This is a genomic window from Streptomyces sp. NPDC030798 (assembly GCF_055572275.1).
This window is the reverse complement of sequence record NZ_JBVIDR010000013.1, coordinates 1-25,475: the sequence shown is the minus strand read 5'-3', so window position 1 is coordinate 25,475 and position 25,475 is coordinate 1. Positions and strand designations below refer to the sequence as shown.

Annotated in this window: 20 protein-coding genes; 6 read left to right on the top strand and 14 right to left on the bottom strand. The window is 72.1% G+C overall.

The window, feature by feature from the left end:
- Positions 1-5: 5 nt before the first annotated feature.
- Entirely contained in the window at positions 6-3,017 is a 3,012-nt protein-coding gene (locus tag ACZ404_RS27250; protein ID WP_468444301.1) for a glycoside hydrolase family 3 protein, read from the bottom strand.
- Between the two features lie 139 nt (positions 3,018-3,156).
- Here ACZ404_RS27250 and ACZ404_RS27245 point away from each other — a divergent pair, with 139 nt between their 5' ends.
- Together ACZ404_RS27245 and ACZ404_RS27240 are read left to right on the top strand one after the other, a co-directional pair.
- Positions 3,157-5,022 carry a lectin gene (locus ACZ404_RS27245; protein WP_468444300.1) on the top strand — a complete coding sequence of 622 codons (1,866 nt, stop codon included), beginning with the start codon at positions 3,157-3,159 and terminating at the stop codon, positions 5,020-5,022.
- A gap of 157 nt (positions 5,023-5,179) precedes the next feature.
- The gene (locus ACZ404_RS27240; RefSeq protein WP_468444298.1) at positions 5,180-5,782 is read left to right on the top strand and encodes a GOLPH3/VPS74 family protein; all 603 of its coding nucleotides are present in this window, start codon (positions 5,180-5,182) and stop codon (positions 5,780-5,782) included.
- Here ACZ404_RS27240 and ACZ404_RS27235 read toward each other — a convergent pair whose 3' ends face one another.
- From ACZ404_RS27235 to ureA, 6 genes are all read right to left on the bottom strand, one after another.
- Positions 5,783-6,217 (bottom strand): VOC family protein, encoded by a 435-nt coding sequence (locus ACZ404_RS27235; protein ID WP_468444296.1) that lies wholly within the window; start codon positions 6,215-6,217, stop codon positions 5,783-5,785. It abuts the gene before it with no gap.
- 13 nt (positions 6,218-6,230) lie between these two features.
- Complete coding sequence (gene cimA / locus ACZ404_RS27230) at positions 6,231-7,841, bottom strand: citramalate synthase (RefSeq protein WP_468444294.1); 1,611 nt, start codon at positions 7,839-7,841, stop codon at positions 6,231-6,233.
- Between the two features lie 331 nt (positions 7,842-8,172).
- Entirely contained in the window at positions 8,173-8,760 is a 588-nt protein-coding gene (locus ACZ404_RS27225) for a TetR/AcrR family transcriptional regulator (protein WP_468444292.1), read from the bottom strand.
- Positions 8,761-8,769: 9 nt separating this feature from the next.
- Positions 8,770-9,810 (bottom strand): agmatine deiminase family protein, encoded by a 1,041-nt coding sequence (locus ACZ404_RS27220; protein ID WP_468444291.1) that lies wholly within the window; start codon positions 9,808-9,810, stop codon positions 8,770-8,772.
- A gap of 18 nt (positions 9,811-9,828) precedes the next feature.
- Entirely contained in the window at positions 9,829-11,553 is a 1,725-nt protein-coding gene (locus ACZ404_RS27215; RefSeq protein WP_468444289.1) for an urease subunit alpha, read from the bottom strand.
- The gene (gene ureA / locus ACZ404_RS27210) at positions 11,550-12,248 is read right to left on the bottom strand and encodes an urease subunit gamma (RefSeq protein ID WP_468444287.1); all 699 of its coding nucleotides are present in this window, start codon (positions 12,246-12,248) and stop codon (positions 11,550-11,552) included. Before ureA ends, ACZ404_RS27215 begins: the two co-directional genes overlap by 4 nt.
- 145 nt (positions 12,249-12,393) lie before the next feature.
- Here ureA and ACZ404_RS27205 point away from each other — a divergent pair, with 145 nt between their 5' ends.
- Positions 12,394-13,827: a cytosine permease gene (locus ACZ404_RS27205; protein WP_468444285.1), complete on the top strand. Its 1,434-nt coding sequence runs from the start codon at positions 12,394-12,396 to the stop codon at positions 13,825-13,827.
- Positions 13,828-13,983: 156 nt separating this feature from the next.
- Here ACZ404_RS27205 and ACZ404_RS27200 read toward each other — a convergent pair whose 3' ends face one another.
- The 6 genes from ACZ404_RS27200 to ACZ404_RS27175 form a co-directional block, all read right to left on the bottom strand.
- The gene (locus tag ACZ404_RS27200; protein ID WP_468444283.1) at positions 13,984-15,072 is read right to left on the bottom strand and encodes a branched-chain amino acid aminotransferase; all 1,089 of its coding nucleotides are present in this window, start codon (positions 15,070-15,072) and stop codon (positions 13,984-13,986) included.
- Between the two features lie 244 nt (positions 15,073-15,316).
- Positions 15,317-16,360, bottom strand: a complete 1,044-nt coding sequence (locus ACZ404_RS27195) for a 3-isopropylmalate dehydrogenase (RefSeq protein WP_468444281.1) — start codon at positions 16,358-16,360, stop codon at positions 15,317-15,319.
- A 76-nt stretch (positions 16,361-16,436) separates the two neighbouring features.
- Positions 16,437-16,568: a hypothetical protein gene (locus tag ACZ404_RS27190; RefSeq protein WP_468444279.1), complete on the bottom strand. Its 132-nt coding sequence runs from the start codon at positions 16,566-16,568 to the stop codon at positions 16,437-16,439.
- A 260-nt stretch (positions 16,569-16,828) separates the two neighbouring features.
- Complete coding sequence (locus ACZ404_RS27185; protein ID WP_468444277.1) at positions 16,829-17,383, bottom strand: GNAT family N-acetyltransferase; 555 nt, start codon at positions 17,381-17,383, stop codon at positions 16,829-16,831.
- A gap of 161 nt (positions 17,384-17,544) precedes the next feature.
- Complete coding sequence (gene pruA / locus ACZ404_RS27180; RefSeq protein WP_468444275.1) at positions 17,545-19,176, bottom strand: L-glutamate gamma-semialdehyde dehydrogenase; 1,632 nt, start codon at positions 19,174-19,176, stop codon at positions 17,545-17,547.
- Positions 19,177-19,216: 40 nt separating this feature from the next.
- Positions 19,217-20,143, bottom strand: coding sequence for a proline dehydrogenase family protein (locus ACZ404_RS27175; protein WP_468444273.1), 927 nt, complete (start codon positions 20,141-20,143; stop codon positions 19,217-19,219).
- A gap of 183 nt (positions 20,144-20,326) precedes the next feature.
- On the opposite strand from ACZ404_RS27175, the gene ACZ404_RS27170 reads away from it, so the two are divergent.
- The gene (locus tag ACZ404_RS27170; RefSeq protein ID WP_468444271.1) at positions 20,327-21,598 is read left to right on the top strand and encodes a PucR family transcriptional regulator; all 1,272 of its coding nucleotides are present in this window, start codon (positions 20,327-20,329) and stop codon (positions 21,596-21,598) included.
- On the opposite strand, the gene ACZ404_RS27165 is transcribed toward ACZ404_RS27170, so the two are convergent.
- Positions 21,593-22,174, bottom strand: coding sequence for a TetR/AcrR family transcriptional regulator (locus ACZ404_RS27165; RefSeq protein ID WP_468444269.1), 582 nt, complete (start codon positions 22,172-22,174; stop codon positions 21,593-21,595). The genes ACZ404_RS27170 and ACZ404_RS27165 overlap by 6 nt on opposite strands.
- A gap of 110 nt (positions 22,175-22,284) precedes the next feature.
- Between ACZ404_RS27165 and ACZ404_RS27160 the strand changes: the two genes are divergently transcribed.
- Positions 22,285-23,808 carry an MFS transporter gene (locus ACZ404_RS27160; RefSeq protein ID WP_468444267.1) on the top strand — a complete coding sequence of 508 codons (1,524 nt, stop codon included), beginning with the start codon at positions 22,285-22,287 and terminating at the stop codon, positions 23,806-23,808.
- Positions 23,809-24,053: 245 nt separating this feature from the next.
- Positions 24,054-25,340 carry an amidohydrolase gene (locus ACZ404_RS27155; RefSeq protein ID WP_468444265.1) on the top strand — a complete coding sequence of 429 codons (1,287 nt, stop codon included), beginning with the start codon at positions 24,054-24,056 and terminating at the stop codon, positions 25,338-25,340.
- Positions 25,341-25,475 lie beyond the last annotated feature (135 nt).

Sequence of the window (25,475 nt, the reverse complement as noted above, 5' to 3'; positions counted from 1 at the left end):
GCGGGTCAGACAGCCCCGTACGCCTGCTCCAGCTTGCGCACCGCCTCCCCGTACCGGCCCGTCAGCAGCAGATGGTCGGCGTCCGCGAAGGGCTTCGCCACGCCCTGCGTCATCCGCTCCCCCGCCCGGTGCTGCACGATCAGCCGCGCCGCGCGGACGAGTTCCCGGCCGGTCCGGTCGGCCCCCGCCCTCTGCGCGGCCGCCGCCGCCACCCGCAGGGCCCGCAGCGTGGCCGCGCCGCCCTTGGGGACGTGGGTGAGCGTGGTCAGGCCCCAGCCGTACGGGAAGAGCGGGTCGTACGACGCGTCGCCGACGTTGAGCGGCAGCTGGGCGGCGGACCGGGGCCAGCTGACCGGGAGCTGTCCGGTGAAGGGCCGCCTGCCGTAGAGGACGTCGGCGACACCCTCGCCCTCGGTGCCGGGCAGCCAGGAGGCGACGAGCGCGTCGATCGCCCCGAGCCGGTCGCCGATGAGCTGGGGGCGCCCGGAGACGATCAGCACCGCACACCTCATGGCCGCGCACACCTTGTCCACGGCGGAACGGTCGGCGGCCGAGAGCGTGAGGTCGTGCCCGTTGCCGACGTCTCCGACGCCCTCGGCGTACGGGGTCTCGCCGACGACGACCACCCCGACGTCGTAGCCGGCCGTCGGCGCCGAGGCGTCCTTGGAGTAGGTGACGTTCCCGCCGGCCTGGCGCATGGCCTGCAGGACGGTGGTACCGGGGACGGTGTTCCCGGAGGCGCCCTGCCAGGTCAGGGTCCAGCCGCCGGTCTGGTTGCCGATGTCGTCGGCGTCGGACCCGGCGACGTACACCTTCTCGCTCTTCCTCAGCGGCAGCAGCCCGCCGGTGTTCTTCAGCAGCACCTGCGACTCGGCCGCCGCGCGGCGGGCCACCGCGCGGTGGGCCGGGGAGCCGATGGCGGCGGCCCCGCCGGTGTCGGCGTAGGGGTGCTCGAACAGGCCGAGCCTGAACTTCTGGGTGAGGATGCGGGAGACGGCGTCGTCGATCCGGGACTCGCTGATCCGGCCCGCCTTCACCTCGTCGACGAGCGTGCTGCCGAAGTCCTTGTAGCCGTAGGGCACCATCATCATGTCGACGCCCGCGTTCACCGCCGTGCGGACGTGGGCCGCGTAGTCGCCGGGGAGCTGGTCGATGGCGTTCCAGTCGCTGACGACGAAGCCGCCGAAGCCCATCCGGCCCTTGAGCACGCCGTTGATCATGTCGCCGCGGGCGTGCATCTTCACCGCGCCCTTGCCGTCGCCGACGATGTCGAGCGAGGAGTACGACGGCATGACCGTGCCGATGCCCCGCTCGACGGCGCCCTTGTACGGCGCCAGGTGGATGTCCTCCAGTTGCCGCCGGGTGACGGTGGTGACGCCCTGGTCGATCGTGTAGGTGCCGGTGGTCGAGGAGCCGTAGGCGGTGCCGCCGTCGCCGACGAAGTGCTTGGCCGTGGCCAGGACCTTGTCGTCGCGGCTCAGGTCGCGGCCGTCCGCCCGTCCCTGCAGGCCCTGGATGACGGTCTCCATGGACTGCACGAGGGCCGGGTCCTCGCCGAAGGACTCGTAGGAGCGGCCCCAGCGCTCGTCGCGGCTGACGCACAGGCAGGGCGCGAAGTCCCACGGGACGCCGGTGGCGCGCACCTCGGAGGCCGTCACGGAGCCCGTCTCGTAGGCGAGTTCGGGATCCCGGGCCGCGCCCAGGCCGATGTTGTGCGGCATGATCGTGGCGCCGTAGAGGTTGTTGTGGCCGTGCACCGCGTCGACGCCGTAGATCAGCGGGATCTGGAAACGGGTCGCCCGGGTCCGCAGCTGGAAGGCGTCGATCATCTTCGCCCAGGCCTGCGGGGTGTTGGGCGTGGGCGTCGAGCCGCCGCCGGAGAGGAGCGAGCCGAGGTCGTGGGCCGCGACGTCGGCCCCGCCTCCGACGGCCCCGCGCTCGGCCTGCGTCATCTGGCCGGCCTTCTCCTCCAGGGACATGCGGGACAGCAGATCCGCGACCCGCTTCCCGACCGGCAACGTCCGGTCCAGGTACGGCAGTCCGTGCGCGTCGACGACGACCTGCGGGGTCTCGGCGGGCGCCTTGGCACCGGTGACCGTGAGGTCGAGCGGGACGGTCTCGGCGGGCTCGGCCGCCTTGTCCCTGCGGGTGGGTACCTCGATGGTCCGGACGGCGCCCGAGGCGGTGCCGGCCGGGAAGGTGAGGGTGCCGGAGACCGGGGTGTAGTCCTGGCCGGCGGTCGCGGTGCCGCCCTGGGTCCGGTAGGCGACCGTCACGGGGTCGTCGACGGGCCGGTCGCCGGTCGTGGCCAGCGTGACCCTCACCGTGGCGGTGCCGCCCTCCCGGACCGGGTACACGGGCGCGTCGGTGCTGACGGAGGCGGACATCGACTGGTCGGCCTTGCCGTACAACTCCACGTCGTCCATGGCGAAGTCGCCCTTCACGCCCACGGGGAGCGTGACGGCGTAGCCCCACATCCCGGTGAGGCCGAGGACGTGGTCGATACCGCCGACGGGCTGGTAGTCGGTGCGGTAGGCGAAGTCGGTGAAGGGCAGCTCGATCTGCTTCCAGCCGGTGAAGTCGTCGGTGAAGGAGGTCGTCCACAGCTCCGAGGCCTCGCCGCTCGCGCCGCCGTCCTTGATCTCGAAAGCGACCTTCCCGCCGCTGTCCCGGCCCTCCCACCAGAAGCGGATGCCCCGGTGGGCGGACCAGTCGTGGGCGGGCTCGGTGGCGGCGAAGTCGTGGGTGAAGCCGCCGTAGCCGCTGATGTCGTAGGCGCCGGTGAGTACCTTGGCGCCCTCCGGGGCGTCGGCGCGGGCGGTGAGCCGCAGGGCGGGCGGATCGTCGGCGTCGCTCCCCCAGGTGAAGATGCCCTCGGCGGGCTGGGAGGCGAAGGGCACCTCGCCCTCGAAGCGGTCGACGGACACGGTCGGCGGATCGCCGGCGGCGTGGGCGGCGGACAGGGGCAGCAGGGCGGCGAGCAGAGCCCCGGAGACGAGCAGGGCGGTTCTTGGCATGGACCTTCCCTCGGCTCTCTGGTTCACTCATGGCTTAGATCACGTCGTGAGTTAACTAACGGCACCCAGGCGCGTCAAGACGGCACGTCAGCTTTGCCCGATCCCCGCTCTGTCGACCCGAGAGGAAGGGCGACGCACCATGAGGAGAACCCCCCGCACCGTCCGGCTGCTGCTGGCCGGACTGCTCAGCGCCGCCGGATTCACCGCGGCCGTACCCCCCGCGCACGCGGCCGGTGAACAGGTCACGGTCTGGCTCACCACCACCGACGACTCCGCCGGCCGGCATGTCGTGCGCGGCCTGCAGCAGCAGGCGCCGTTCGCCTTCCGGTCCGGTACGGGCGGCAGCGGCACGAACATCACCGTGGACGAGAACACCCGGTACCAGACCTTCACCGGCGGCGGCGCGTCCTTCACCGACACCGCGGCCTGGCTGATGAACAGCAGCGGGGCCCTGTCCCGGGCCGCCCGGGACGCCACCCTGCGCAAGCTGTTCTCGCCGGCGGACGGCATCGGGCTGTCGTTCCTGCGCAACCCGATGGGCGCCTCGGACCTCGCCCGGTACGGCTACACGTACGACGACGTGCCCTCCGGGCAGACGGACCCCTCGCTGTCGCGGTTCTCGATCGCGCACGACCTCGCGGACGTCGTGCCGCTCACCCGGCAGGCGCTGGCGCTCAACCCGTCCCTGACGGTGATGGCCTCGCCGTGGACGGCACCGGCCTGGATGAAGGACAGCGGGTCGCTGAACGGCGGCTGGCTGAAGGCGGAGGACTACGGGGCGTACGCCGACTACTTCGTGAAGTACCTCCAGGCGTACCGGGAGCAGGGGATCGACGTCGCGTACGTGACCCCGCAGAACGAGCCGACCTGCTGTTCCGGCTACCCGTCGATGAGCTGGAACGCGAGCGGGATCGCCTACTTCCTCAAGAACGACCTGCTGCCGCGGCTGCAGCAGGCCGGCCTGAGCACCAAGGTGCTCGCCCACGACTGGAACTGGGACACCTACGACTCCTACGCCGCCCCGTCCGTGGACGACCCGGCGATCCGCGATCACCCCAACTTCGGCGGGATCGCCTGGCACGGCTACGGCGGTGACGTGGGCAAGCAGACCGCCGTGCACGACCGGTACCCCTCGCTGGACGCCTTCGGCACCGAGCACTCCGGGGGCACCTGGATCGCCGACCAGCAGCGCGAGGACATGGCCGACATCATCGGCTACACCCGCAACTGGGCGAAGTCGGTGACCAAGTGGTCGCTGGCCGTCGATCAGAACGGAGGTCCGCACAACGGCGGTTGCGGCACGTGCACCGGCCTGATCACCGTGCACGACGGGGACGGCGCGAGCGGGACCGTGGACTACACCGTCGAGTACTACGACATGGGCCACCTGACGAAGTTCGTCCGGCCGGGCGCCCAGCGGATCGCCTCGACGGCGTCCACCACGGTGCCCAACGTGGCGTGGCGCAACCCGGACGGCAGCAAGGCGCTCATCGCGTACAACGGCTCCTCCTCCGCGCAGACGGTCACCGTCGACTGGGGTTCCCAGCACGCCACCTACTCGCTGCCCGGGCGCACCTCGGCCACCTTCACCTGGTCCGGCACCCCGTCCGGCGGCGGCAGCCGGACCGGCACCTTCACCGGCCTGGCCGGCAAGTGCCTGGACGTGGCGGGCGGGGCCACGGCCAACGGCACGGCCGTGCAGCTCTACGACTGCAACGGCACCGCCGCCCAGCAGTGGACCGTGACGGCCGACGGAGCCGTCCGGGCGCTCGGCAAGTGCCTGGACGTGACGTCCGGCTCGACGGCGGACGGAGCGAAGGTGCAGCTCTACGACTGCAACGGCACCGGCGCCCAGCAGTGGTCGTACGACGCCTCGACCGGTGACGTGGTGAACACGGCCGCCGGCAAGTGCCTCGACGTGACGGACAACTCCTCGGCGAACGGCGCAGGGGCCCAGATCTGGTCGTGCACGGGCGCCGCGAACCAGAAGTGGACGCTGCGGTAGGACGGCGTACGACGCCCGGACCGGACGGGACGCCGCACGCGGTGTCCCGTCCGAGCGGCGACGGTCCGGCGGCTGGGGGACGATGAGGGGGGCCGGGGCCGGGCGCCCGTGCGCCCCCGACACCCGAGCGTGCGCCGTGGAGACCTGGGAGACGTGCATGACCACACCGCAGGACCTGTTCCTCGTCAGCCTGGACATCCCCCGCGAGCGGCCCGTGGAGCAGGGTGACCTGTCGCTGGCGCTGGCCGGGGCCGAGCTGATCGACCTCCTCGGCGCCCGGGCGCTCACCCTGAGGGACGGGCGGATCGTGCCGGGGCCGACGCTGACCACGGGTGACCGGCTGCTGGACGAGGCGGGGGCCGCGCTGTCGCGCAAGGAGCCGTACGAGACGGTCGAGGACTGGCTGTGGCGGCGCGGGCAGGGGCTGGCCACGGCCTACCGTGACGTGCTGGAGGCCGAGGGGCAGCTCACCGGCAAGCGCCGGCACTGGCTCGCGCTGCGCGACCGGGACGATCCCCAGGCCGACACCCCCGCCCGCCGGCGCGCGGCCGACCGCTGGTGGTCCCACGAGCCGGTCCTGGCGGGCCTCGCCTCCACCCTGGGCATCCCGGACGACCGGCCCGCCGCGCCGGAGCCCGACGACGAGGCGGTGGTCAACGTGCTGGTCGCCGTCGGTGACGCGGTGACCGAGCTGGAGGCCGTGCGCGAGCGGCGGCGCATCGAGAACGTGGCCTTCGACAACATCTGGCGCGCGCCCTGACTACCTGACGGGCTCGCCGATGCCCATCAGGTTGCCCTCGCTGTCCCGGAACCAGACGGCCCGCTCCCCGCGCGCGCCCTTGCTCGGGTAGTTGCCCTCGATCTCGGCGATGCCGTCCCGGGTGCGGAAGCCGGGTGCGTCCGCGTCCCCGAAGTCCTCGAACACCACCCCGCGCCGCCGCAGCTCCGCCACGACCGCCTCCAGGTCGTCGACCTCGAACCCCATCTGGGTGAAGGTGCCGGGCGAGACCCCGGTGGAGCGGAACACCACGAAGTCGATGCCGCCGCACCGGTAGAGCAGCCCGCCGGGGCGTTCGTCGACGGGTTGCAGGCCGAGCCTCTCGGCGTAGAAGCGACGGGCCCGCTCCAGGTCCCCGGCGGGCAGCCGGGTGGCCACGCGGGCCCGGGACAGCACGTCCGCGTTGTCTGTGGTCATGCCTCCACTGTGACTACTGCGCCGGCTCCACGCCCGCCCGCAGCAGCCCGTAGGTGTAGGCGTCCTCCAGGGCCTGCCAGGAGGCGGCGATGACGTTTTCGGCGACGCCGACCGTGGACCACTCACCGGCGCCGTCGGAGGTGGAGATCAGCACCCGGGTGGTGGAGGAGGTGCCGTGGACGCCCTCCAGGATGCGGACCTTGTAGTCGACCAGGTCGAGCTTGGCGAGCTGGGGGTAGATCTTCTCCAGGGCGACGCGCAGGGCCCGGTCGAGGGCGTTGACCGGGCCGTTGCCCTCCGCCGTGGCGACGATGCGCTCGCTCTTGGCCCACAGCTTGACCGTGGCCTCGTTGGCGTGGGTGCCGTCGGGGCGGTCCTCGACGATGGCCCGCCAGGACTCGACCTCGAAGTACCGGAGCGGCCGGCCCTGCACCTCGGCGCGCAGCAGCAGTTCGAAGGAGGCGTCGGCAGCCTCGTAGGTGTAGCCCTTGAGCTCGCGCTCCTTGACCCGCTCGACCACCCGGCCGACCAGCTCGCGGTCGCCGCCGAGGTCGATGCCCAGCTCCTTGCCCTTGAGCTCGACCGAGGCGCGGCCCGCCATGTCGGAGACCAGCATGCGCATGGTGTTGCCGACCAGCTCGGGGTCGATGTGCTGGTAGAGGTCCGGGTCGACCTTGATCGCGGAGGCGTGCAGTCCGGCCTTGTGCGCGAAGGCGGAGACACCGACGTACGGCTGGTGGGTGGAGGGGGTGAGGTTGACGACCTCGGCGATGGCGTGGGAGATGCGGGTCATCTCGCGCAGCCGGCCCTCGGGCAGCACCTTCTTGCCGTACTTCAGCTCCAGCGCGGCCACGACCGGGAACAGGTTGGCGTTGCCGACCCGCTCGCCGTAGCCGTTGGCCGTGCACTGCACGTGGGTCGCGCCCGCGTCGACGGCGGCCAGGGTGTTGGCGACCGCGCAGCCGGTGTCGTCCTGGGCGTGGACGCCGAGCCGGGCGCCGGTGTCGGCGAGGACGGTGGAGACGACGGCGTGGACCTGCGCGGGGAGCATGCCGCCGTTGGTGTCGCAGAGGATGACGACGTCCGCACCGGCCTCCGCGGCCGCCCGTACGACGGCCTTGGCGTACTCGGGGTTGGCGCGGTAGCCGTCGAAGAAGTGCTCGCAGTCCACGAACACCCGCCGGCCCTGCTCGCGCAGGTGGGAGACGGTGTCCCGGACCATCTCCAGGTTCTCGTCCAGCGTGGTGCGCAGCGCCAGTTGCACATGCCGGTCGTGCGACTTGGCGACCAGGGTGATCACCGGGGCACCGGACTCCAGCAGCGCCTTGACCTGCGGGTCCTCGGCGGCCCTGGCACCGGCGCGGCGGGTGGCGCCGAAGGCGACGAGCTGGGCGTGCTTGAAGTCGATCTCGGCCTGCGCGCGGGCGAAGAACTCGGTGTCCCGCGGGTTCGCGCCGGGCCAGCCGCCCTCGATGAAGCCGACGCCGAAGTCGTCCAGGTGCCGTGCGATGGCGAGCTTGTCCGCGACGGTGAGGTTGATGCCCTCGCGCTGCGCGCCGTCGCGCAGCGTGGTGTCGAAGACGTGGAACGAGTCGTCGAGCTCGCTGGTTGCCGTCTCGGTCATGGTCTCAAGGCTCCTGTTGTGGATCTTCGGTCTTACCGGAATGACCGGCTCCACCGTCCCCCGAGTGGTCCCTCGCGCTTCGTCGCCGGCTGCTGGTGGGCCGGAAAACGAAAAAACCCCTCGCGGGTGCGAGAGGTCTGCGCGCGGGTCGAGGACGACGGTGGCCACCCGCATCTGGTCGTACGAGGTGGTCACTGCGGACCGGCGCGCCTGCTGCCCATAATCATGGCGAACGAGAGCACGGGGGCAGTCTCGCACAGCGCGGCCCTTCACTCACCGCCTGTCTCAGAATCCGGTCACCGGGATGGACGGGGGAACCGGCCCCGCCGCTTCACAGCGACTCGGCGATGAACTCACGGACGTGCGCCAGCACGTGCCGGCGGTCCGTGCCGCGCAACCCGATGGCGACATGGATGGAGAACCCGTCCAGCAGGGCCCGCAGCCTGGTGGCGAAGCGGTCCGCGTCGACCGGGCGGAACTCGCCGCGCGAGACGCCCTCGGCGATCAGCGCGACCAGGTCGCGGTGCCAGGCGCCCTCGATCGCGGCCTGCCGCTCGCGGGCCGCGTCGTCGGCGTTCTGCGAGCGGTTCCACACCTCCAGCCACAGCGTCCAGTGCGGGTCGCGGTGGCCGTCCGGGACGTACAGGTCGACGTACGCCTCCAGGCGTTCCCGGGCGGTTCCCGGGCGGGTGAGGAGCCGGCCGCGCTCGGCGCCCAGCCTGCCCTCGCTCCACTCCAGGGTCTGCAGCAGCAGCTCGTCCTTGGAGTGGAAGTAGTAGAGCAGATGGCCGCTGCTCATCCCGACCTCGCGGCCGAGCCCCGCCATGGTGAGCTTCTCCAGGCCGCGCGCGGCGATCATGTCCATGGCGGCGGCGAGGACGTCCTCCCGTGGCGGGGCCTGTCTGCGCCCACCGGCCATGTGCTGCTCCTAGATCTTCGGCTGCTGCTGGGTGATGCAGTGGATGCCACCGCCCCCGGAGAAGATCGTACGGGCGTCCACCAGGGTCACGGTGCGCTCGGGGAAGAGGCGGCGGAAGATGCCGGCCGCGAGCTCGTCGCGGGGGTCGTCGAAGGCGCACAGGACGACGCCGCCGTTGCACAGGTAGTGGTTGATGTAGGAGTAGTCGGCCCAGTGGCCGTCGGCCTCCAGGACGGTCGGGGCGGCTACCTCGACGACCTCCAGGCGCCGGCCGCGCGCGTCGGTGGCCGACCTCAGGATGCCGATGACCTCCTTCGTCACCTCGTGGTCGGGGTGCGCCGGGTCCGGCTGGTGGTGGGCGACGACCACGCCGGGGCGGGCGAAGGCGGCGACGATGTCGACGTGGCCGAGGGTGCCGAAGCCGTGCGGCGGGTAGTCGCCGGTGAGGCCGCGCGGCAGCCAGATGGCCTTGCGGGTGCCGAGGTGGGCATGGATCTCCGCCTCGACCTGCTCCTTCGTCCAGTGCGGGTTGCGCTCGGGGCCCAGCTGGACCGTCTCCGTCAGCAGGACCGTGCCCTCGCCGTCGACGTGGATCGCGCCGCCCTCGTTCACCAGCTTCGAGGCGTACGTCCGCGCGCCCGCGAGATCGCTGACGTACGCGCCGATCTTCGCGTCGTGCTCCCAGCGGGCCCAGTCCTGGGCGCCCCAGCCGTTGAACGTCCAGTCCACGGCGGCCAGTGCGCCCTTTCCGTCGGTGAGGAAGGTGGGGCCGATGTCCCGCATCCAGGCGTCGTCCAGCTCCCGCTCGACGGTGTCGATGCCGGGGCCGAGCAGGGCCTGGGCGTCCGCCGACTGCCCGGGGCCGCAGACGACCGTCACGGGCTCGAAGCGGAGGACGGCGCGGGCCACCGAGGCCCAGGCGATACGGGACAGACGCAGGTCGTCCGGGTGGGCGAAGGTGGGGTTGGGGCCGGGCCACGCCATCCAGGTGCGCTCGTGCGGGGTCCACTCTGCGGGCATGCGGAAGCCGTCGGCGGCGGGGGTGGTCATGTCACGAGTCCTTGGAGGTCAGAGGAAGTACAGGCGGTTGAGGGAGACCGAGTCGGCGGGCTCGGAGCGCAGCGGGTCGCCGTCGAGGGTGACCAGGCCGGTGCGCCGGTCGACGTCGACGGCTCCGGTACGGGAGTTCAGGCGCAGGTCGGCCGGCCCGATGCCCCGGGTGCCGCGCACGGCGACCCGGCGCCGGCGGGTGGGCATCCGGTCGCCTCCCTGGTCGACGGCTGCCCGGGCGACGAAGGCGACGGAGAGGTCGGCGGCCGTGGCGCCGTACGACCCGAACTGCGGTCCCAGCACCAGGGGTTCGCAGGTGTCGGTGGCCGCGTTCGGGTCGCCGGTCACGCCGTACGCCGGAAAGCCCGACTTGAGGACGAGCTGCGGTTTGGCACCGAAGTACTCCGGGCGCCACAGCACGATGTCGGCGAGCTTGCCGACCTCGATCGAGCCGACCTCGTGCGCGAGGCCGTGGGCGATGGCCGGGTTGATCGTCAGCTTGGCCAGGTAGCGCAGGACGCGCGCGTTGTCGTCGCCCTCGCCGTCGCCCTCCAGCGGACCCAGCTCGGCCTTCATCTTGCCGGCCATGGCGAAGGTGCGGCGGACCGTCTCGCCGGCCCGGCCCATGCCCTGGGCGTCGGAGGAGGTGATGCCGATGGCGCCCAGGTCGTGCAGCACGTCCTCGGCGCCCATCGTGCCGGCGCGGATGCGGTCACGGGCCATGGCCGCGTCGCCGGGCAGGTCGGGCTTGAGGTCGTGGACCGAGACGATCATGCCGTAGTGCTCGGCGACCGCGTCCCGGCCGAAGGGCAGGGTCGGGTTGGTGGAGGAGCCGATGACGTTGGGGACGCCGGCCATCTTCAGCACGTTGGGTACGTGTCCGCCGCCGCAGCCCTCGATGTGGAAGGCGTGGATCGTGCGGCCCTCCAGGACGCGCAAGGTGTCCTCGACGGACAGGCACTCGTTCAGCCCGTCGCTGTGCAGGGCGACCTGGACGTCGTGCTCCTCGGCGACCCGGAGAGCCGTGTCCAGGGCGCGGGTGTGGGCGCCCATGTCCTCGTGCACCTTGAAGCCGCTCGCCCCGCCCTCGGCCAGCGCCTCGACGAGCGGCGCCCCGTGCGACGACGAACCCCGGCCCAGGAAGCCGATGTTGACCGGCCAGGCGTCGAAGGCGCCGAAGGCGTGCCTCAGGGCCCAGGGCGAGTTGACGCCGACGCCCCAGACCGGGCCGAACTCCTGCCCGATGATCGTGGTGACACCGGAGGCGAGGGACGCCTCCATGATGCGCGGCGACAACAGGTGGACGTGGGTGTCGACGGCACCGGCGGTGGCGATCAGCCCCTCCCCGGAGACGATCGACGTGCCCGTGCCGACGACGACGTCGACGCCGTCGAGGGTGTCCGGGTTGCCGGCGCGCCCGATGGCGTGGACACGGCCTTCCCGGATGCCGATGGAGACCTTCCGGATCCCCTGGACCGCGTCGATCACGACGACGTTGCTGATCACGACGTCACACGTGTCGCGCACGGCGGCGGCCTTCAGGTGCAGTCCGTCGCGGGCGGTCTTGCCGAAGCCGGCCAGGAACTCGTCGCCGTGGCGCTGGGAGTCGGACTCGACGCGGATGGTCAGGCCGGAGTCGCCGAGGCGGACGCGGTCGCCGGCCCGGGGGCCGTGCGTGGCCGCGTACGCGTAGGGGTCGATGTGGATCGACCGGCTCACCTCTCGTCCCTTCGAGCGGCTCATCGCTCCTCGCCTCCTTCCGGTGTCGCCCCCAGGTATCCGCAGGCGGCCGCCCTGCGCAGGGCTTCCTGCCGGGCGCCGGGCGCGTCCAGCGGCCCGTCGACCAGGCCGGCGAAGCCGATCGCGATCCGGTCGCCGCCGATCGGGACCAGCCCGACCTCCTCGCTCTCCCCCGGCCCGAACCGCACCGAGGACCCGGCGGGCACCGCGAGCCGCATGCCGTAGGCCCGGTGACGCTCGAAGTCCAGGCGCGGGTTGGCCTCGAAGAAGTGGAAGTGGGAGGTGACGGAGACCGGCACGGTCGCGGTGTTGGTGACCGTGAGCCGCAGGGCCGGCTCGGGGTCGGCGTGCTCGGGACCGGGCAGCAGCGCGCCCGGGGCGTGCTCGCCGAGGCCGCCGCCGATGGGGTCGGAGACGACCGCGAGCCGGGAGCCGTCGTCGAAGACGGCCTCGACCATCACCTCGGTGACGACGTCGGCGACGCCCGGCAGCACGTCCTCGGGGCCGAGCACCGCACGGGCCGCCTCGACGGCCTCCGCGAGCCGCCTGCCGTCCCGTGCGGCCTCGCAGACGGTGTCCGCGATCAGCGCGGTGGCCTCCGGCACATTGAGCCTGAGGCCCCGCGCCCGGCGGGCCCGGGCCAGCTCGGCGGCCCCGAAGAGCAGCAGCCGGTCACGTTCCGTGGGGGTCAGTCTCACGGGCCGGCACCTCCTTGCCTGGTCGGCGTTTGAGCATCACTCTAAACGCAGATTGCGCGAAACAGAAGCATTGACCGCGGGCGGAACGCCAGGCAGATTGAACGTCGCTCAAACCGATAGAGGCGGCCGTCGAAGGAGACCAGCCATGCCGATAGAACAGCGCGGAGTCGACACCATCCCGGAGGAGGAGCGGACCAGCGGCCCCCGGGACCTCGTCTCGATCCTGCTCGGCTCCAACCTCTGCCTCGGGGTGATCATCTTCGGTTGGCTGCCGCCGTCCTTCGGGCTCGGCTGGTGGGCGTCGGTGAGCTCGATCGTCGCGGGCACGGTCGTCGGTACGGCCGTCACCGCGCCGCTCGCCCTCATCTCGCTGCGCACCGCCACCAACCTGTCGACCTCCTCCGGCGCCCAGTTCGGGGTGCGCGGGCGGCTGGTCGGCTCGGTGGTCGGCCTGCTGCTGGCCCTCGGCTACACCGCACTGACGGTGTGGATCGGCGGCGACGTGATGCTGAGCGTCCTCGGCCGGCTCTTCGGGCTGCCGGCGGACGGGGTGTCGTACGCGGTCGTCTACGCGCTGCTCGCCGCGGCGACGGTCGCGGGCGCGGTGTACGGCTACCGGGTGCTGCTCGCGATGTCGCGGGTGCTGGCCATCGGCATGACCGCCCTGCTGGCCCTCGGCGTACTCGCCTACGCCCCGCACTTCACGGTCTCGCCCCTGCCCGAGGCGGGCGGCCTTCTGCTGGGCTCCTTCTGGCCGACCTGGTTCCTGGCGGCCGTGGCGGCGGGCCTGTCCGGCCCCATCGCCTTCATCACGCTCCTCGGCGACTACACCCGCTACATCTCGCCCGTCAGGAACAGCAGCCGCCGGGTGCTGCACGCGACCTGGCTGGGGCTGATCCTCGGCCTGCTGGTGCCGCAGCTGTTCGGCACCTTCACCGCCTACGCGGCCCGCGCGGCGACCGACTACGCGGGGCCGCTGGTGGCCGCCTCCCCCACCTGGTACCTGGTCCCGCTGCTGCTGTCCGCCTCGGCCGGCTCGGTGGGCAACGCCGGGCTGATGCTCTACTCGATGGGCCTGGACCTGGACGCCATCCTGCCCCGCGCCTCCCGTGCCCGCGCCACCTACACGGTCGCCGTCGTCGCCACGGCCTGCGTCTTCGTGGGCCACTACGCCTGGAACGCGCAGTCCGCGATGACGTCCTTCGTCCTCCTGCTCACCGCCGTCGGCACGCCGTGGGCGGTCATCACCCTCATCGGCTTCGCCCGCTGCCGCGGGGTGTACGACGCCGACGCCCTGCAGGTCTTCAACCGCCGCTCGCGGGGCGGGATCTACTGGTACCGGGCGGGCTGGAACGTCCGCGCCACCGTGTCCTGGGCGCTGGGCGCCGGCGTCGGCCTGCTGGGCGTGTCCCTGCCGTCGTACCAGGGCCCCCTGCTGACGCTGACCGGCGGGGTCGACTGCAGCTTCCTGCTGTCGGGCGCGGTGGGCGGCCTGGTCCACCTGGCCCTCACGCCCCGCACGGCGTCGGCCCCCGCCGAGGCCGGGCAGGAACCGGTCGCCGCCGAAAGCCGGCTGTAGGGCCTGTGAAGGAGGTCGCGCCCTCGTCGTAGGCGGCGCGGAGGCGGCCTGGCCGCGGGCCGGCGGCACCGCGAGCGGCCGCCTCCTCGTGTGCCCGCCGCGACGGGGCTCGTCCGTTGCGTCCGAGCGCCGTCACGGCGGGAGGAGCGGCATGGCTCAGCCGATGCGGTGCATCCAGCCGTGCTTGTCCTCCGTCATGCCCCGCTGGAGGCCGAGGAGGGCCTCGCGCAGCCGGAGGGTGACCGGGCCGGGAGTGCCGTCGCCGTGGGTCCAGCCGTCCGACTTGGTCTTGACGTGGCCGATGGGCGTGACCACGGCGGCGGTGCCGCAGGCGAAGACCTCGGTGAGGGCGCCGGACGCGGCGTCCTCCCGCCACTGCTGCAGGGTGATCACACCCTCCTCGGCGGTGCAACCGAGGTCGCGGGCGACCTGGAGCAGGGAGTCACGGGTGATGCCCTCGAGGATCGAGCCGGTGAGCGCGGGGGTGACGATCCGGTCGCCGTAGACGAAGGCGACGTTCATGCTGCCGCTCTCCTCGACCTTGGTGCGGGTCACCGCGTCGAGGTAGACGACCTGGTCGCAGCCGTGCGCGGCGGCCTCCGCCTGGGGCAGCAGGGAAGCGGCGTAGTTGCCGCCGGTCTTGGCGTCGCCGGTGCCGCCCGGGACGGCGCGGACGTGGTCCTCGGAGACCCAGATGGTGACCGGCTTGACGCCACCGGCGAAGTACGCGCCGGACGGGGACGCGATCAGCATGAACAGGTACTCGTTGGCCGGGTGCACGCCGAGCGCGGCCTCGGTGGCGAACATGAACGGACGCAGGTACAGCGACTCCTCGCCGCCGTGCGGCGGCACCCAGTCGGCGTCCTGGGCGAGCAGCGCGTCCAGGGCGGCGATGAACAGCTCCTCGGGCAGCTCGGCCATGGCCATGCGGCGGGCGGAGTTGCGGAAGCGGCGGGCGTTGGCCTCGGGGCGGAACACCGCGATCGAGCCGTCGGGCTGCCGGTACGCCTTGAGCCCCTCGAAGATCTCCTGGCCGTAGTGCAGGACGTGGGTGGAGGGGTCGAGGGAGATCGGGCCGTACGGGACGAGCTGCGCGTCGTGCCAGCCGCGCCCCTCGGTCCACTTGATCGTCACCATGTGGTCGGTGAAGTGGCGGCCGAACCCGGGGTTGGCCAGGATCGCCTCGCGCTCTGCGGCGGCGAGCGGGCTGGCGGAGGGCTTGAGCTCGATCGTGGGCGTCGTCATGTGGTTGTCCTTCACCGGGTTGTAGTGACGGGCCGCGCTCAGTCCGGAACCGGTCTTGCGACCGGTCCTAGGACGTCCGAGCTTTCCCTCATGCCGCGGCTCCGCGTTCGATTATCGCGCGCGGGCGACGGTGGACGGAATCGGGGTGAAAGCGGCCCAGTGGTCGATGGTGGCACCCGGCGGGGCACAGGAGAAGCCGCCGGGTGCGTTTGCGACCCGACGGCTTCTGCGAGAGCGCGGCGGGTCAGCCGGCTACGCGTACGGCGAGCGCGTCGCCGATCTCGGAGGTGCTGCGGGCGGGCTTGCCGACCCGCTCCGTGAGGTCGGCGGCGACCGCGGCGTCGATGCGGTCGGCCTCGGCGTCGTGGCCGAGGTGGCGCAGCAGCAGGGCGACGGACAGGACCGTGGCGCTGGGGTCGGCCTTGCCCTGACCGGCGATGTCCGGGGCCGAGCCGTGGACCGGCTCGAACATGGACGGGAACTCGCGGCTGGGGTTGATGTTGCCGGAGGCGGCCACGCCGATGCCGCCGGAGACGGCCGCGGCGAGGTCGGTGATGATGTCGCCGAAGAGGTTGTCGGTGACGATGACGTCGAAGCGGCCGGGGTCGGTGACCAGGTAGATCGTCGCCGCGTCGACATGGATGTAGTCGGTGGTGACCTCGGGGAACTCCTGGGCCACCTGGTTGAAGATGTTGGTCCACAGGTGACCGGCGAAGGTCAGCACGTTGTTCTTGTGGACCAGCGTGAGCTTCTTGCGCGGGCGGGCCTGGGCCCGGGCGAAGGCGTCACGGACCACGCGCTCGACACCGTAGGCGGTGTTGACGGAGACCTCGGTGGCGACCTCGTGCTCGGTGCCCTTGCGGATGGTGCCGCCGTTGCCGGTGTAGGGGCCCTCGGTGCCTTCACGGACGACGACGAAGTCGATCTCCGGCTGGCCGGCGAGAGGGGTGGCCACGCCCGGGAGCAGCTTGCTCGGGCGGAGGTTCACGTGGTGGTCGAAGGCGAAGCGGAGCTTGAGCAGGAAGCCGCGCTCGAGGACGCCGGAGGGCACGCTCGGGTCGCCGATCGCGCCGAGCAGGATGGCGTCGTGCTGCTTGAGCTGCTCGAGGTCGGCGTCGGTGAGGGTCTCACCGGTGGCGTGGTAGCGCTTGGCGCCGAAGTCGTACTCCTTGGTCTCCAGCTTCACATCCTGCGGCAGGACTGCGGAGAGGACCTTCAGACCCTCGGCCACGACCTCCTGGCCGATGCCGTCACCGGGGATCACTGCGAGATTGATGCTGCGAGACATGTCGGCACCCTACTCCTCGTCCCAGGTGATGACACGGCCTGTCCGCGATGCGGACACCCGGTCGGGGGACGCCGGCTCAGTGGCCGGTCTGGCCGCCGTTGTCGCGGCGGTCGAGGGCTCGCTGGAGGGCGGCGGCGGCGTTCTTGCGGTCGGACTCGCTGGCGCGGGACACGTGGCGGACCCGGCGGCGGACGGTCGTCTCGGCCATGGGAATCGACTCCTTCGAGGAACGTGGAGTACGGCAAGGAGGGGTACGAGACGCCGGAGGGGCGGGGAGCGGTGGGCCGCAGGGGTTGCCTGCGCGGGGCCCGGCTCACGACCGCCATTCGCTGGATCGAGCGAGACGTTCGGCTCCTACAAAAGTAAGGGAGCCGGACGCGCCTGTCTGCACAATTACTCGGACTTCCTACTATCTGAGACGGCGAACTGGATCACACGGTCGTGACCTGCGCTTTCACCCGACAGAAGTCAGCCGATGTCACCGTCCCGCCAGTCCAGGACCAGCTCCGGCTCCGCCTTGGGCCCGGGGCCGAGCGGCTGGGCGGCCGGAGGGTTCCGCAGGTGGATGCCGCCCTCCTCGTCCGGCAGGCGGACGATGCCGTCCGGGGAGAGGGCGTACACGTGCCCGCCCCACTGCCGCCAGCCGCGGGCCGCGTAGAGCGCGGCCCCGTCCTCGCTGGCCGCGAGCGCGCCGAGGTCGTAGGCCCGGTCGATGATCCCCTCCAGGGACGCCATCACCCGCCCGCCCAGACCGGTGCGCCGCACATCGGCCCGTACGGCGACGGCCTCGACGTATCCGGTGCGCAGCCAGCGGCCGCCGAGCCGTACGCGGCGCATCACGACGGACCCGTGGGCGGCGAGCCCGGCACCGTCGTGCACCAGGGCGTGCATGCCGCCCAGGCCGTGGTCCCAGTCGTCGTCGCCGAAGTCCCCCTCGAAGGCCGCGTCCAGGAGGGCACGGACGGCACGCAGGTCGGCGGGGGTGAGGTCGGCGGTGTGGGCGGTACGGAGGCTGGGCGTCATGGAGCGAGTATCGCCAACGCGAAGCCGCTGTGCGGGGCCCTGGTGATCGGGTCCAAGGGCGGTGGGGCGACCGGGAGTTCGCGAAGCGGGGCCGGCCATGGCAACGGGCCGGGAGGCCTGCTCGAGAGGCAGGCCTCCCGGCCCGTGTTCGCGGGGGCGTGTCAGCCCATGTGCGGGTAGGTGTAGTCGGTCGGCGGGACCAGGGTCTCCTTGATGGCCCGGGTCAGCGTCCAGCGCATCAGGTTCTGCGGGGCGCCGGCCTTGTCGTTGGTGCCGGAGGAGCGGCCGCCGCCGAAGGGCTGCTGGCCGACGACGGCGCCGGTCGACTTGTCGTTGATGTAGAAGTTGCCCGCGGCGTAGCGGAGCTTCTCCATCGTGTACGCCGCCGCCGCGCGGTCGTTCGCGATGACCGAGCCGGTCAGGGCGTAGTCCGACACCGACTCCATCTGGGTCAGCATCTCGTCGTACCGCTCGTCCTCGTAGACGTACACCGCGAGGATCGGGCCGAAGTACTCGGTGGTGAACACCTCGTTCTCCGGGTCGGTGCACTCGATGACGGTCGGGCGGACGAAGTAGCCGACCGAGTCGTCGTAGGTGCCGCCCGCGACGATCGTGCAGGCCGGGTCCTTCTTGGCCCGGTCGATCGCGGCCTTGTTCTTGGCGAAGGAACGCTCGTCGATGACGGCGCCCATGAAGTTGGACAGGTCGGTGACGTCGCCCATGGTCAGGTAGTCGACCTCGGCGGCGAACTCCTCCTTGAAGCCCGAGTTCCAGATGGAGGCCGGGATGTAGGCGCGGGAGGTGGCGCTGCACTTCTGGCCCTGGTACTCGAAGGCACCCCGGGTCAGAGCGGTCTTCAGCACGGCGCGGTCGGCGCTCGGGTGGGCGACGACGAAGTCCTTGCCGCCGGTCTCGCCGACCAGCCGCGGGTAGGAGCGGTACTTCTCGATGTTGTTGCCGACCGTCTTCCACAGGTACTGGAAGGTCTTGGTCGAGCCGGTGAAGTGGATGCCGGCGAGGTCGCGGTGGTTCAGGGCGATCTCGGAGACCTCCAGGCCGTCACCGGTGAGGAGGTTGATGACACCCTTGGGCAGACCGGCCTCCTCCAGCAGCTCCATCAGCAGCACGGCCGCGTGGGTCTGCGTCGGAGACGGCTTCCACACCACCACGTTGCCCATCAGCGCGGGCGCGGTGGGCAGGTTGGCCGCGATGGCGCTGAAGTTGAACGGCGTGATCGCGTAGACGAAGCCCTCCAGCGGGCGGTGGTCCATGCGGTTCCAGACGCCGGGCGAGTTCGCCGGAGGCTGCTCGGCCAGGATCTGGCGGGCGTAGTGGACATTGAAGCGCCAGAAGTCGACCAGCTCGCACGGGGTGTCGATCTCGGCCTGCTGGACCGTCTTGGACTGGCCGAGCATGGTGGATGCGGCGATGGTCTCGCGCCAGGGGCCGGCCAGCAGCTCGGCGGCGCGCAGGATGATCGCGGCACGGTCGTCGAAGGACATCGCGCGCCAGGCCGGGGCGGCGGCGAGGGCGGCGTCGACGGCGTCCTGCGCGTCCTGGCGCGAGGCAGTGCGGTAGGTGCCGAGGACGGCCTTGTGGTTGTGCGGCTGGACCACCTCGAAGGCCTCGCCACCGCCCATGCGCTTCTCGCCGCCGATGGTGCAGGGCAGGTCGATCGGGTTCTCGGCCAGCTCCTTGAGCCTGGCCTCCAGCCGGGCACGCTCGGGCGAGCCGGGGGCGTAGCCGTGCACCGGCTCGTTGACGGGGGCGGGGACCTGGGTCACAGCGTCCATGAGATCCTTGACTCCTTGATCGTGAGCGGGTGTTGCGGGCTCAGCCCTTGCTGACCATCGACCTGAGGAAGAAGCGCAGGTTGGCCGGCTTCTCCGCGAGACGGCGCATGAAGTAGCCGTACCAGTCGGTGCCGTAGGCGGTGTAGACACGCATGCGGTGGCCCTCGGCGGCCAACCGCAGGTGCTCCTCGCTCCGGATGCCGTAGAGCATCTGGAACTCGTACTCGGCCGGCTTGCGGCCGGCCCGGTGCGCCAGCTCCTGGGCGATGGCGATCAGACGCGGGTCGTGGGACCCGACCATCGGGTACCCCTCGCCCTCCATCAGCACCTTCAGGATGCGCACGTAGGCCTTGTCGATCTCCTGCTTCCGCTGGTGGGCGACCTCGGCGGGCTCCTTGTAGGCGCCCTTCACCAGACGCACCCGGCTGCCGGCGGCGGCCAGGCGGCGGGCGTCGGCCTCGGTGCGGAAGAGGTAGGCCTGGATGACGCAGCCGGTCTCGGGGTGGGTCTTCCGCAGCTCCTCGTGGATGGCGAACATCGAGTCGAGCGTGGTGTGGTCCTCGGCGTCGAGCGTGACCGTCGTACCGATGGCGGCGGCCGCCTCGACGACGGGCCGGACGTTGCCGAGCGCCAGCTCGTGCCCGCCGGGCAGGGCCTGGCCGAACATGGACAGCTTGACGGACATCTCGACCTTCTCGCCCAGCCCCAGCTCCTTGAGCCGGCCGATCAGCTCGAGGTAGGCGTCCCGGGCGGCGCGGGCCTGCTCGGGCGTGGTGATGTCCTCGCCCACCACGTCCATGGTCAGCTCCAGGCCCTTGCCGGTGAGCTCCTCGATGACGGGGACGATGTCGGCCACGGTCTCACCGGGGATGAAGCGGTCCACGACCTGCTTGGTCACCGGGGCCGCCGAGATCAGGCGTCGCATCCGGTCGCTGCGCGACGCGGCGAGAATCACGGGACCCAGCACGGGGCACCTCCACAGGAAAAGCACCAGAACGGCCGACAACCGATGTTTCGGGTACGGCACGGAGAACCACCGTGAAACCTAAGGATTGCTCCGATCGTCGGCCATCGACAGCTGTCACGCATCCGTGCGCTGGATCTCAGACAGATGTATGAAGGGCGCCGGTATATGGGGGAGAATGCCCGGGTGACGGCGGAGTACAGGGCTGACTACCAGGAGCTGGTGGACGAGATCTCGGAGCTGCTGGGCGCACCGGCGACCCTGGAGAACCGCGACTTCGAGCTGATCGCGTTCGGGGCGTACGACAGCGAGGGGGACCTGGACCCCTCCGCGCTGGACCCGGTCCGCACCCGCTCGATCCTGACCCGGCGCTCCACGGCGGCCGTCCGGTCCTGGTTCGAGGGCTTCGGCATCACCCGGGCGACCGGGCCGGTCCGCATCCCGCCGACCCCGGAGGCGGGCGTCTACCGGGGCCGCATCTGCCTGCCGGTACGCCATCGGGGTGTCGTCCTCGGCTACGTCTGGCTGCTGGACGGCGATCCGGGCCCGACGGACGCGCAACTGGCCGCCGCCATGCAGGTGACGGGCCGGATCGGCGCACTGCTCGCGGACGAGGCTCAGGCCGGTGCCGGCCTGAGCCGCGAACTGCGGGCGGTGCTCACCGCGGAGCGCGGCTGGCAGCAGGACATGGCGGTGGCGGAACTCCGCACGGCCCTCGGCGCTCGCGCGGACGGCCCGCACACCCTGGTGTGCGTGGCCCCCTGGCCCTCGGCCGACCCGGACGACGCCCCCGCGGCCCGCACGATCCCCCACGCGACCGCCCTGTGCACGCTGCCCTGGGGCGTCTCGGGGCAGAGTCTCGCGCTCCTGGTACGACTGCGCACCACGGAGACGAGCACCCCGGCGCTGGCGGCGGCCGCCCGTCTCCTGAAGGAGGCCGAGGCCGCACACGGCGGACCCGTGAGCACGGCCCGGGGAACCGGCGCCCGGGTGGCCGCGGCGGCGGCAGCGGGACTCACCGCGGCCGCCCGCGCCGCCCAGGGCACCGCCTGCGTCGCCGGCGTCGGCGACGCCCGTGTCGGCCTCACGGAGCTGGGGACGGTCTGGCAGGAGGCCGAGGCAGCCACGCGGGCGGCCCTCGCCGAGCCCAGGCTCGGCCCGGTCGCCGAGTGGGCGCGCATCGGGCCGTACCGCCTGCTGACCACGCTCCCCCCGGACTCCGCCGAGGACCGCGCGGTCGCCCCCCTGCTCTCCCCCGCCCACCGCGAACTGGCCCGCACCGCCGAGGTCTACCTCGACTGCGCCGGCCAGGCGGGCCGCACGGCCGCCGAGCTGGGCGTCCATCGCCAGACCCTGTACTACCGCCTCTCCCGCGTCGAGCAACTCACCGGCCTGGACCTGGACGACGGCGAGGACCGGTTGCTCCTGCACATGGCACTGAAGAGGGCACGCCTATGAGGCCCGGCCGATCGCCTCGACGATCTGCCGCAGGCCCTCGGTGAGGGCGTCGCCGTCCGGGGCGGTCTTCGGGTCGAAGGTCCACTGGGCGATGAGGCCGGTCATGAGGGTCAGGTAGAACCGGCCCAGGGTGTCCGCGGTCTCGTCGGAGACCTCCTCCTCCGGGACGCCCGTCATGAGCGCCACCAGGCCACGCCCGCCCTCCTGCTGGGCGCGGGCCAAGTGCTCGCGCACCTCGGGCAGTTGCAGGGTGATGACCTCCATGCTGAGCCGCCACACCGAGCCGGGCCGCCGCATGCTCTCGACGATGTTCGACCACACCCACCGGAACCGCTCCAGCGAACCCGGGGCGCCCTCGGAGCCGGCGTCGCCGCCCGCGGCGAAGGAGTCGGACACGTTCTCGACGAGCGCGACGTACGCCTGCGCCAGCAGGGCGTCCTTCGAGCCGTAGTGGTAGCCGATCGAGGCCAGGTTGGTCCCCGACTCCTTCACGATGTCGCGCGCCGTCGTCCGCGCGAACCCCTTCTCCAGCAGACAGCGCTTCGCGCCTTCGAGCAGATCCTCACGGTGTCCCATGCGCACCAGGCTACCCGCGATTCAGACAACCGTCCTAGACGAGCGGCCTAACCAACTGTCTTACACAAACGTTCTAGACAAGCGTTTAAGACGTGCGTACAGTCACGGCCATGACGAACTCGACGAGCACCACCACACCCGTCGTGCCGGGTGACCGCGCCGGACGCCGTGAGTGGACCGCCCTCGGTGTGCTGATGCTGCCGCTGCTGCTGGTCTCGATGGACGTCTCCGTCCTGTACTTCGCGGCCCCTGCGATCAGCGCCGATCTCCGCCCCAGCGGCACCCAGCAGCTCTGGATCTTCGACATCTACGGCTTCGTCCTGGCCGGCCTGCTGATGACGATGGGTTCCCTCGGTGACCGCATGGGCCGCCGCAGGCTGCTCCTCATGGGCGCCGCCGCCTTCGGCGGGGCCTCGGTCCTCGCGGCCTATGCGAACAGCGCCGAGACCCTCATCGCGGCCCGCGCGCTCCTCGGCGTCGGCGGTGCGACCCTGATGCCGTCGACGATGGCCCTGCTGCGCACGATGTTCACCGACCCGGCCCAGCGGGCGAAGGCGATCGGCCTGTGGTCGGGGGTGATGACCGGCGGTATCGCGCTCGGCTCGGTGATGAGCGGCATCCTCGTCGAGCACTTCTGGTGGGGCTCGGTCTTCCTGGTCAACCTGCCGGCCATGCTCCTGCTGCTGCTCCTCGGTCCGGTGCTGCTGCCGGAGTCGAAGAACCCTGACCCGGGCCGTTTCGACGGGGTGAGCGTGCCGCTGTCGCTGGCCGCCGTGCTGCCCGTGATCTACGGCCTGAAGGAGATCCCGTCCGAGGGCTGGCACCCGCTGTACGTCGTGTCGGTCACCGTCGGCCTGCTGTTCGCCGCCCTCTTCGTCCACCGGCAGCGCACCGCCGCCGCCCCGCTGATCCCGCCGGCCCTGCTCAAGGGCCACGGCTTCACCCCGGCGCTGGTCCTGACCCTGGTGTCCGCGTTCGGCATGATGGGCTCGGCGATCTTCACCACGCAGTATCTGCAGTCGGTCCTCGGCAAGAGCCCGCTGCAGGCGGCGCTGTGGAGCCTGCTGCCCTCCGTGCTGATCGGCGTCGCCGGCCCGGTCACCGGGCAGCTCGTCGCCCGGGGCGCCAACCGGGGGTACGTCGTCGCGGCGGGCTTCGCCGTCAGCGCGGCCGGGTACGCCCTGCTGGCCCTCGCCGGCACCGACTCCCTCTGGCTGGTGCTGGCCGCCGCGGGTGTTCTCGCCTCCGGGGTCGTCATGGTGATGTCCCAGCTGACCGACCTGGCCATGAGCACCGCGCCGGTGGAGCGGGCGGGCACGGCCTCCTCACTCCTGGAGACCGGCACCGAGTTCGGCGGCGCCCTCGGCATGGCGGTCCTCGGCTCCATCGGTACGGCGATCTACCGCCACGACATGCCGGCCTCGGCCCCGGCCGAGTCCCGCGAGACCCTGGGCGGCGCCCTGGCCACCGCCGCCCGCCTGCCCGGCCGTACCGGCGAGACTCTGCTCGCCACCGCACGGGAGGCGTTCACCAGCGGGATGCACGGCGTGGCGATCGCGGGAGCGGTGACGCTGGCACTGGCGGCGGCGGGAGCGGCGGTGACGCTGCGCCGGATCCACGTCAGGGAGGCGTAGCGGAAGGAGCACACAGGATGCGGACGGGCCGGCTGCAGCCGGCCCGTCCGCATATCGCCGTGCAGCGGCCGGCGGGCAGTCGCCCGCTGCGGCTGGTTCTGGGCGTTTCACCGCGGCTCGCCGCGCTCACTTGGGGCTGGAGGCTGCCGGGCAGCCGCGACCGGCGGCCACGGTCGTCACGCGGTGGCCCGGACTCCTGAGGGGGACGCGGAACAGGGCGGGACAGGAGGAGAGGAGCGACCGCCATGCCTCTCAAGGACTCCACCGACGCCGTGCTGACCGGCCTGGGAACCATCCGTGCCGACCTGGAGGACCTCTACCGGGACCTGCACGCCCACCCCGAGCTGGGGCACCAGGAGCACCGGACCGCGGGCCGGGTCGCGGAGCACCTGAAGAACCACGGCTACGAGGTCCACGAGGGCATCGGCGGCACCGGTGTGGCCGGGGTGCTGGACCACGGCGACGGGCCCGGCGCGGGGCCGACGGTGCTGCTGCGGGCCGACATGGACGCCCTGCCGGTGCGCGAGGAGACCGGTCTGCCCTACGCCTCCGCGGTCACCGCCACGGATGCCTCCGGCCGGCCGGTCCCGGTGGCCCACGCCTGCGGGCACGACCTGCACGTCGCCTGCCTGCTGGGCGCCGCCCGACTGATGGCGCCCGCCCGGGACCGGTGGCGGGGCACCCTGGTGGCCCTGTTCCAGCCCGCCGAGGAGCCCGGGGACGGGGCCGACCGCATGGTCGAGGACGGGCTGCGCGACCGCGTTCCCCGTCCGGACGTCGCGTTCGCCCAGCATGTGCTGCCGTATCCCGCCGGGCGGGTCGGCACACGCGCCGGTTCGTTCCTCTCGGCGGCGGACAACGTGCGGATCACCGTCCACGGCAGGGGCGCCCACGGATCCGCGCCCCAGGCGGCCATCGATCCCGTGGTGATGGCCGCGATGATCGTCGTACGGCTGCAGACGATCGTCTCGCGCGAGCTGGCCGCCACCCGGCCCGCCGTGCTCACGGTGGGCTCCGTGCGGGCGGGTACGAGCGGCAACGTGATCCCGGAGTCGGCCGAACTGCTGGTCAACGTGCGCACCTACGACCAGGAGACCCGCCGGGGGGTCCTCGCCTCCCTGCGGCGCATCGTCCGGGCCGAGTGCGCGGCCTCGGGTGCCGAACGCGACCCGGAGTTCGAGGAGGGGACCCGCTTCCCGCCGACCGTCAACGACGACCGGGTGACCGGCGAGGTCGCCGCCGCCTTCGCCGAGGTCTTCGGGGACCGGGCCGGCGAGGCGGAGCTGCAGAGCGCCAGCGAGGACTTCAGCCGCATCCCGGACGCCTTCGGCGTGCCGTACACCTACTGGGCGCTCGGCGGGACGGACCCGGAGGCCTACCGGGCCGCCCGCGAACGCGGCACCGTGGCCCAGGACATACCGGTCAACCACAGTACCCGGTTCGTCCCGGTCCTCCAGCCCACTCTGGACACCGGCGTCCGGGCCCTGGTCGCGGCCGCGCTCACCCGGCTGGCCGAGCCGGAGAGCGCCTGACGACGAAGCGGCGGGGGGGGGGGGGGGCCCCCGCCCCCCCCCAGCGATCCATTAAGACCCTCCAAACCAGTTCCCCCAACCCCCCCACATCGACCCCACCTCCCAAAACAACTCCCCCAACCACCCCCGCACCCC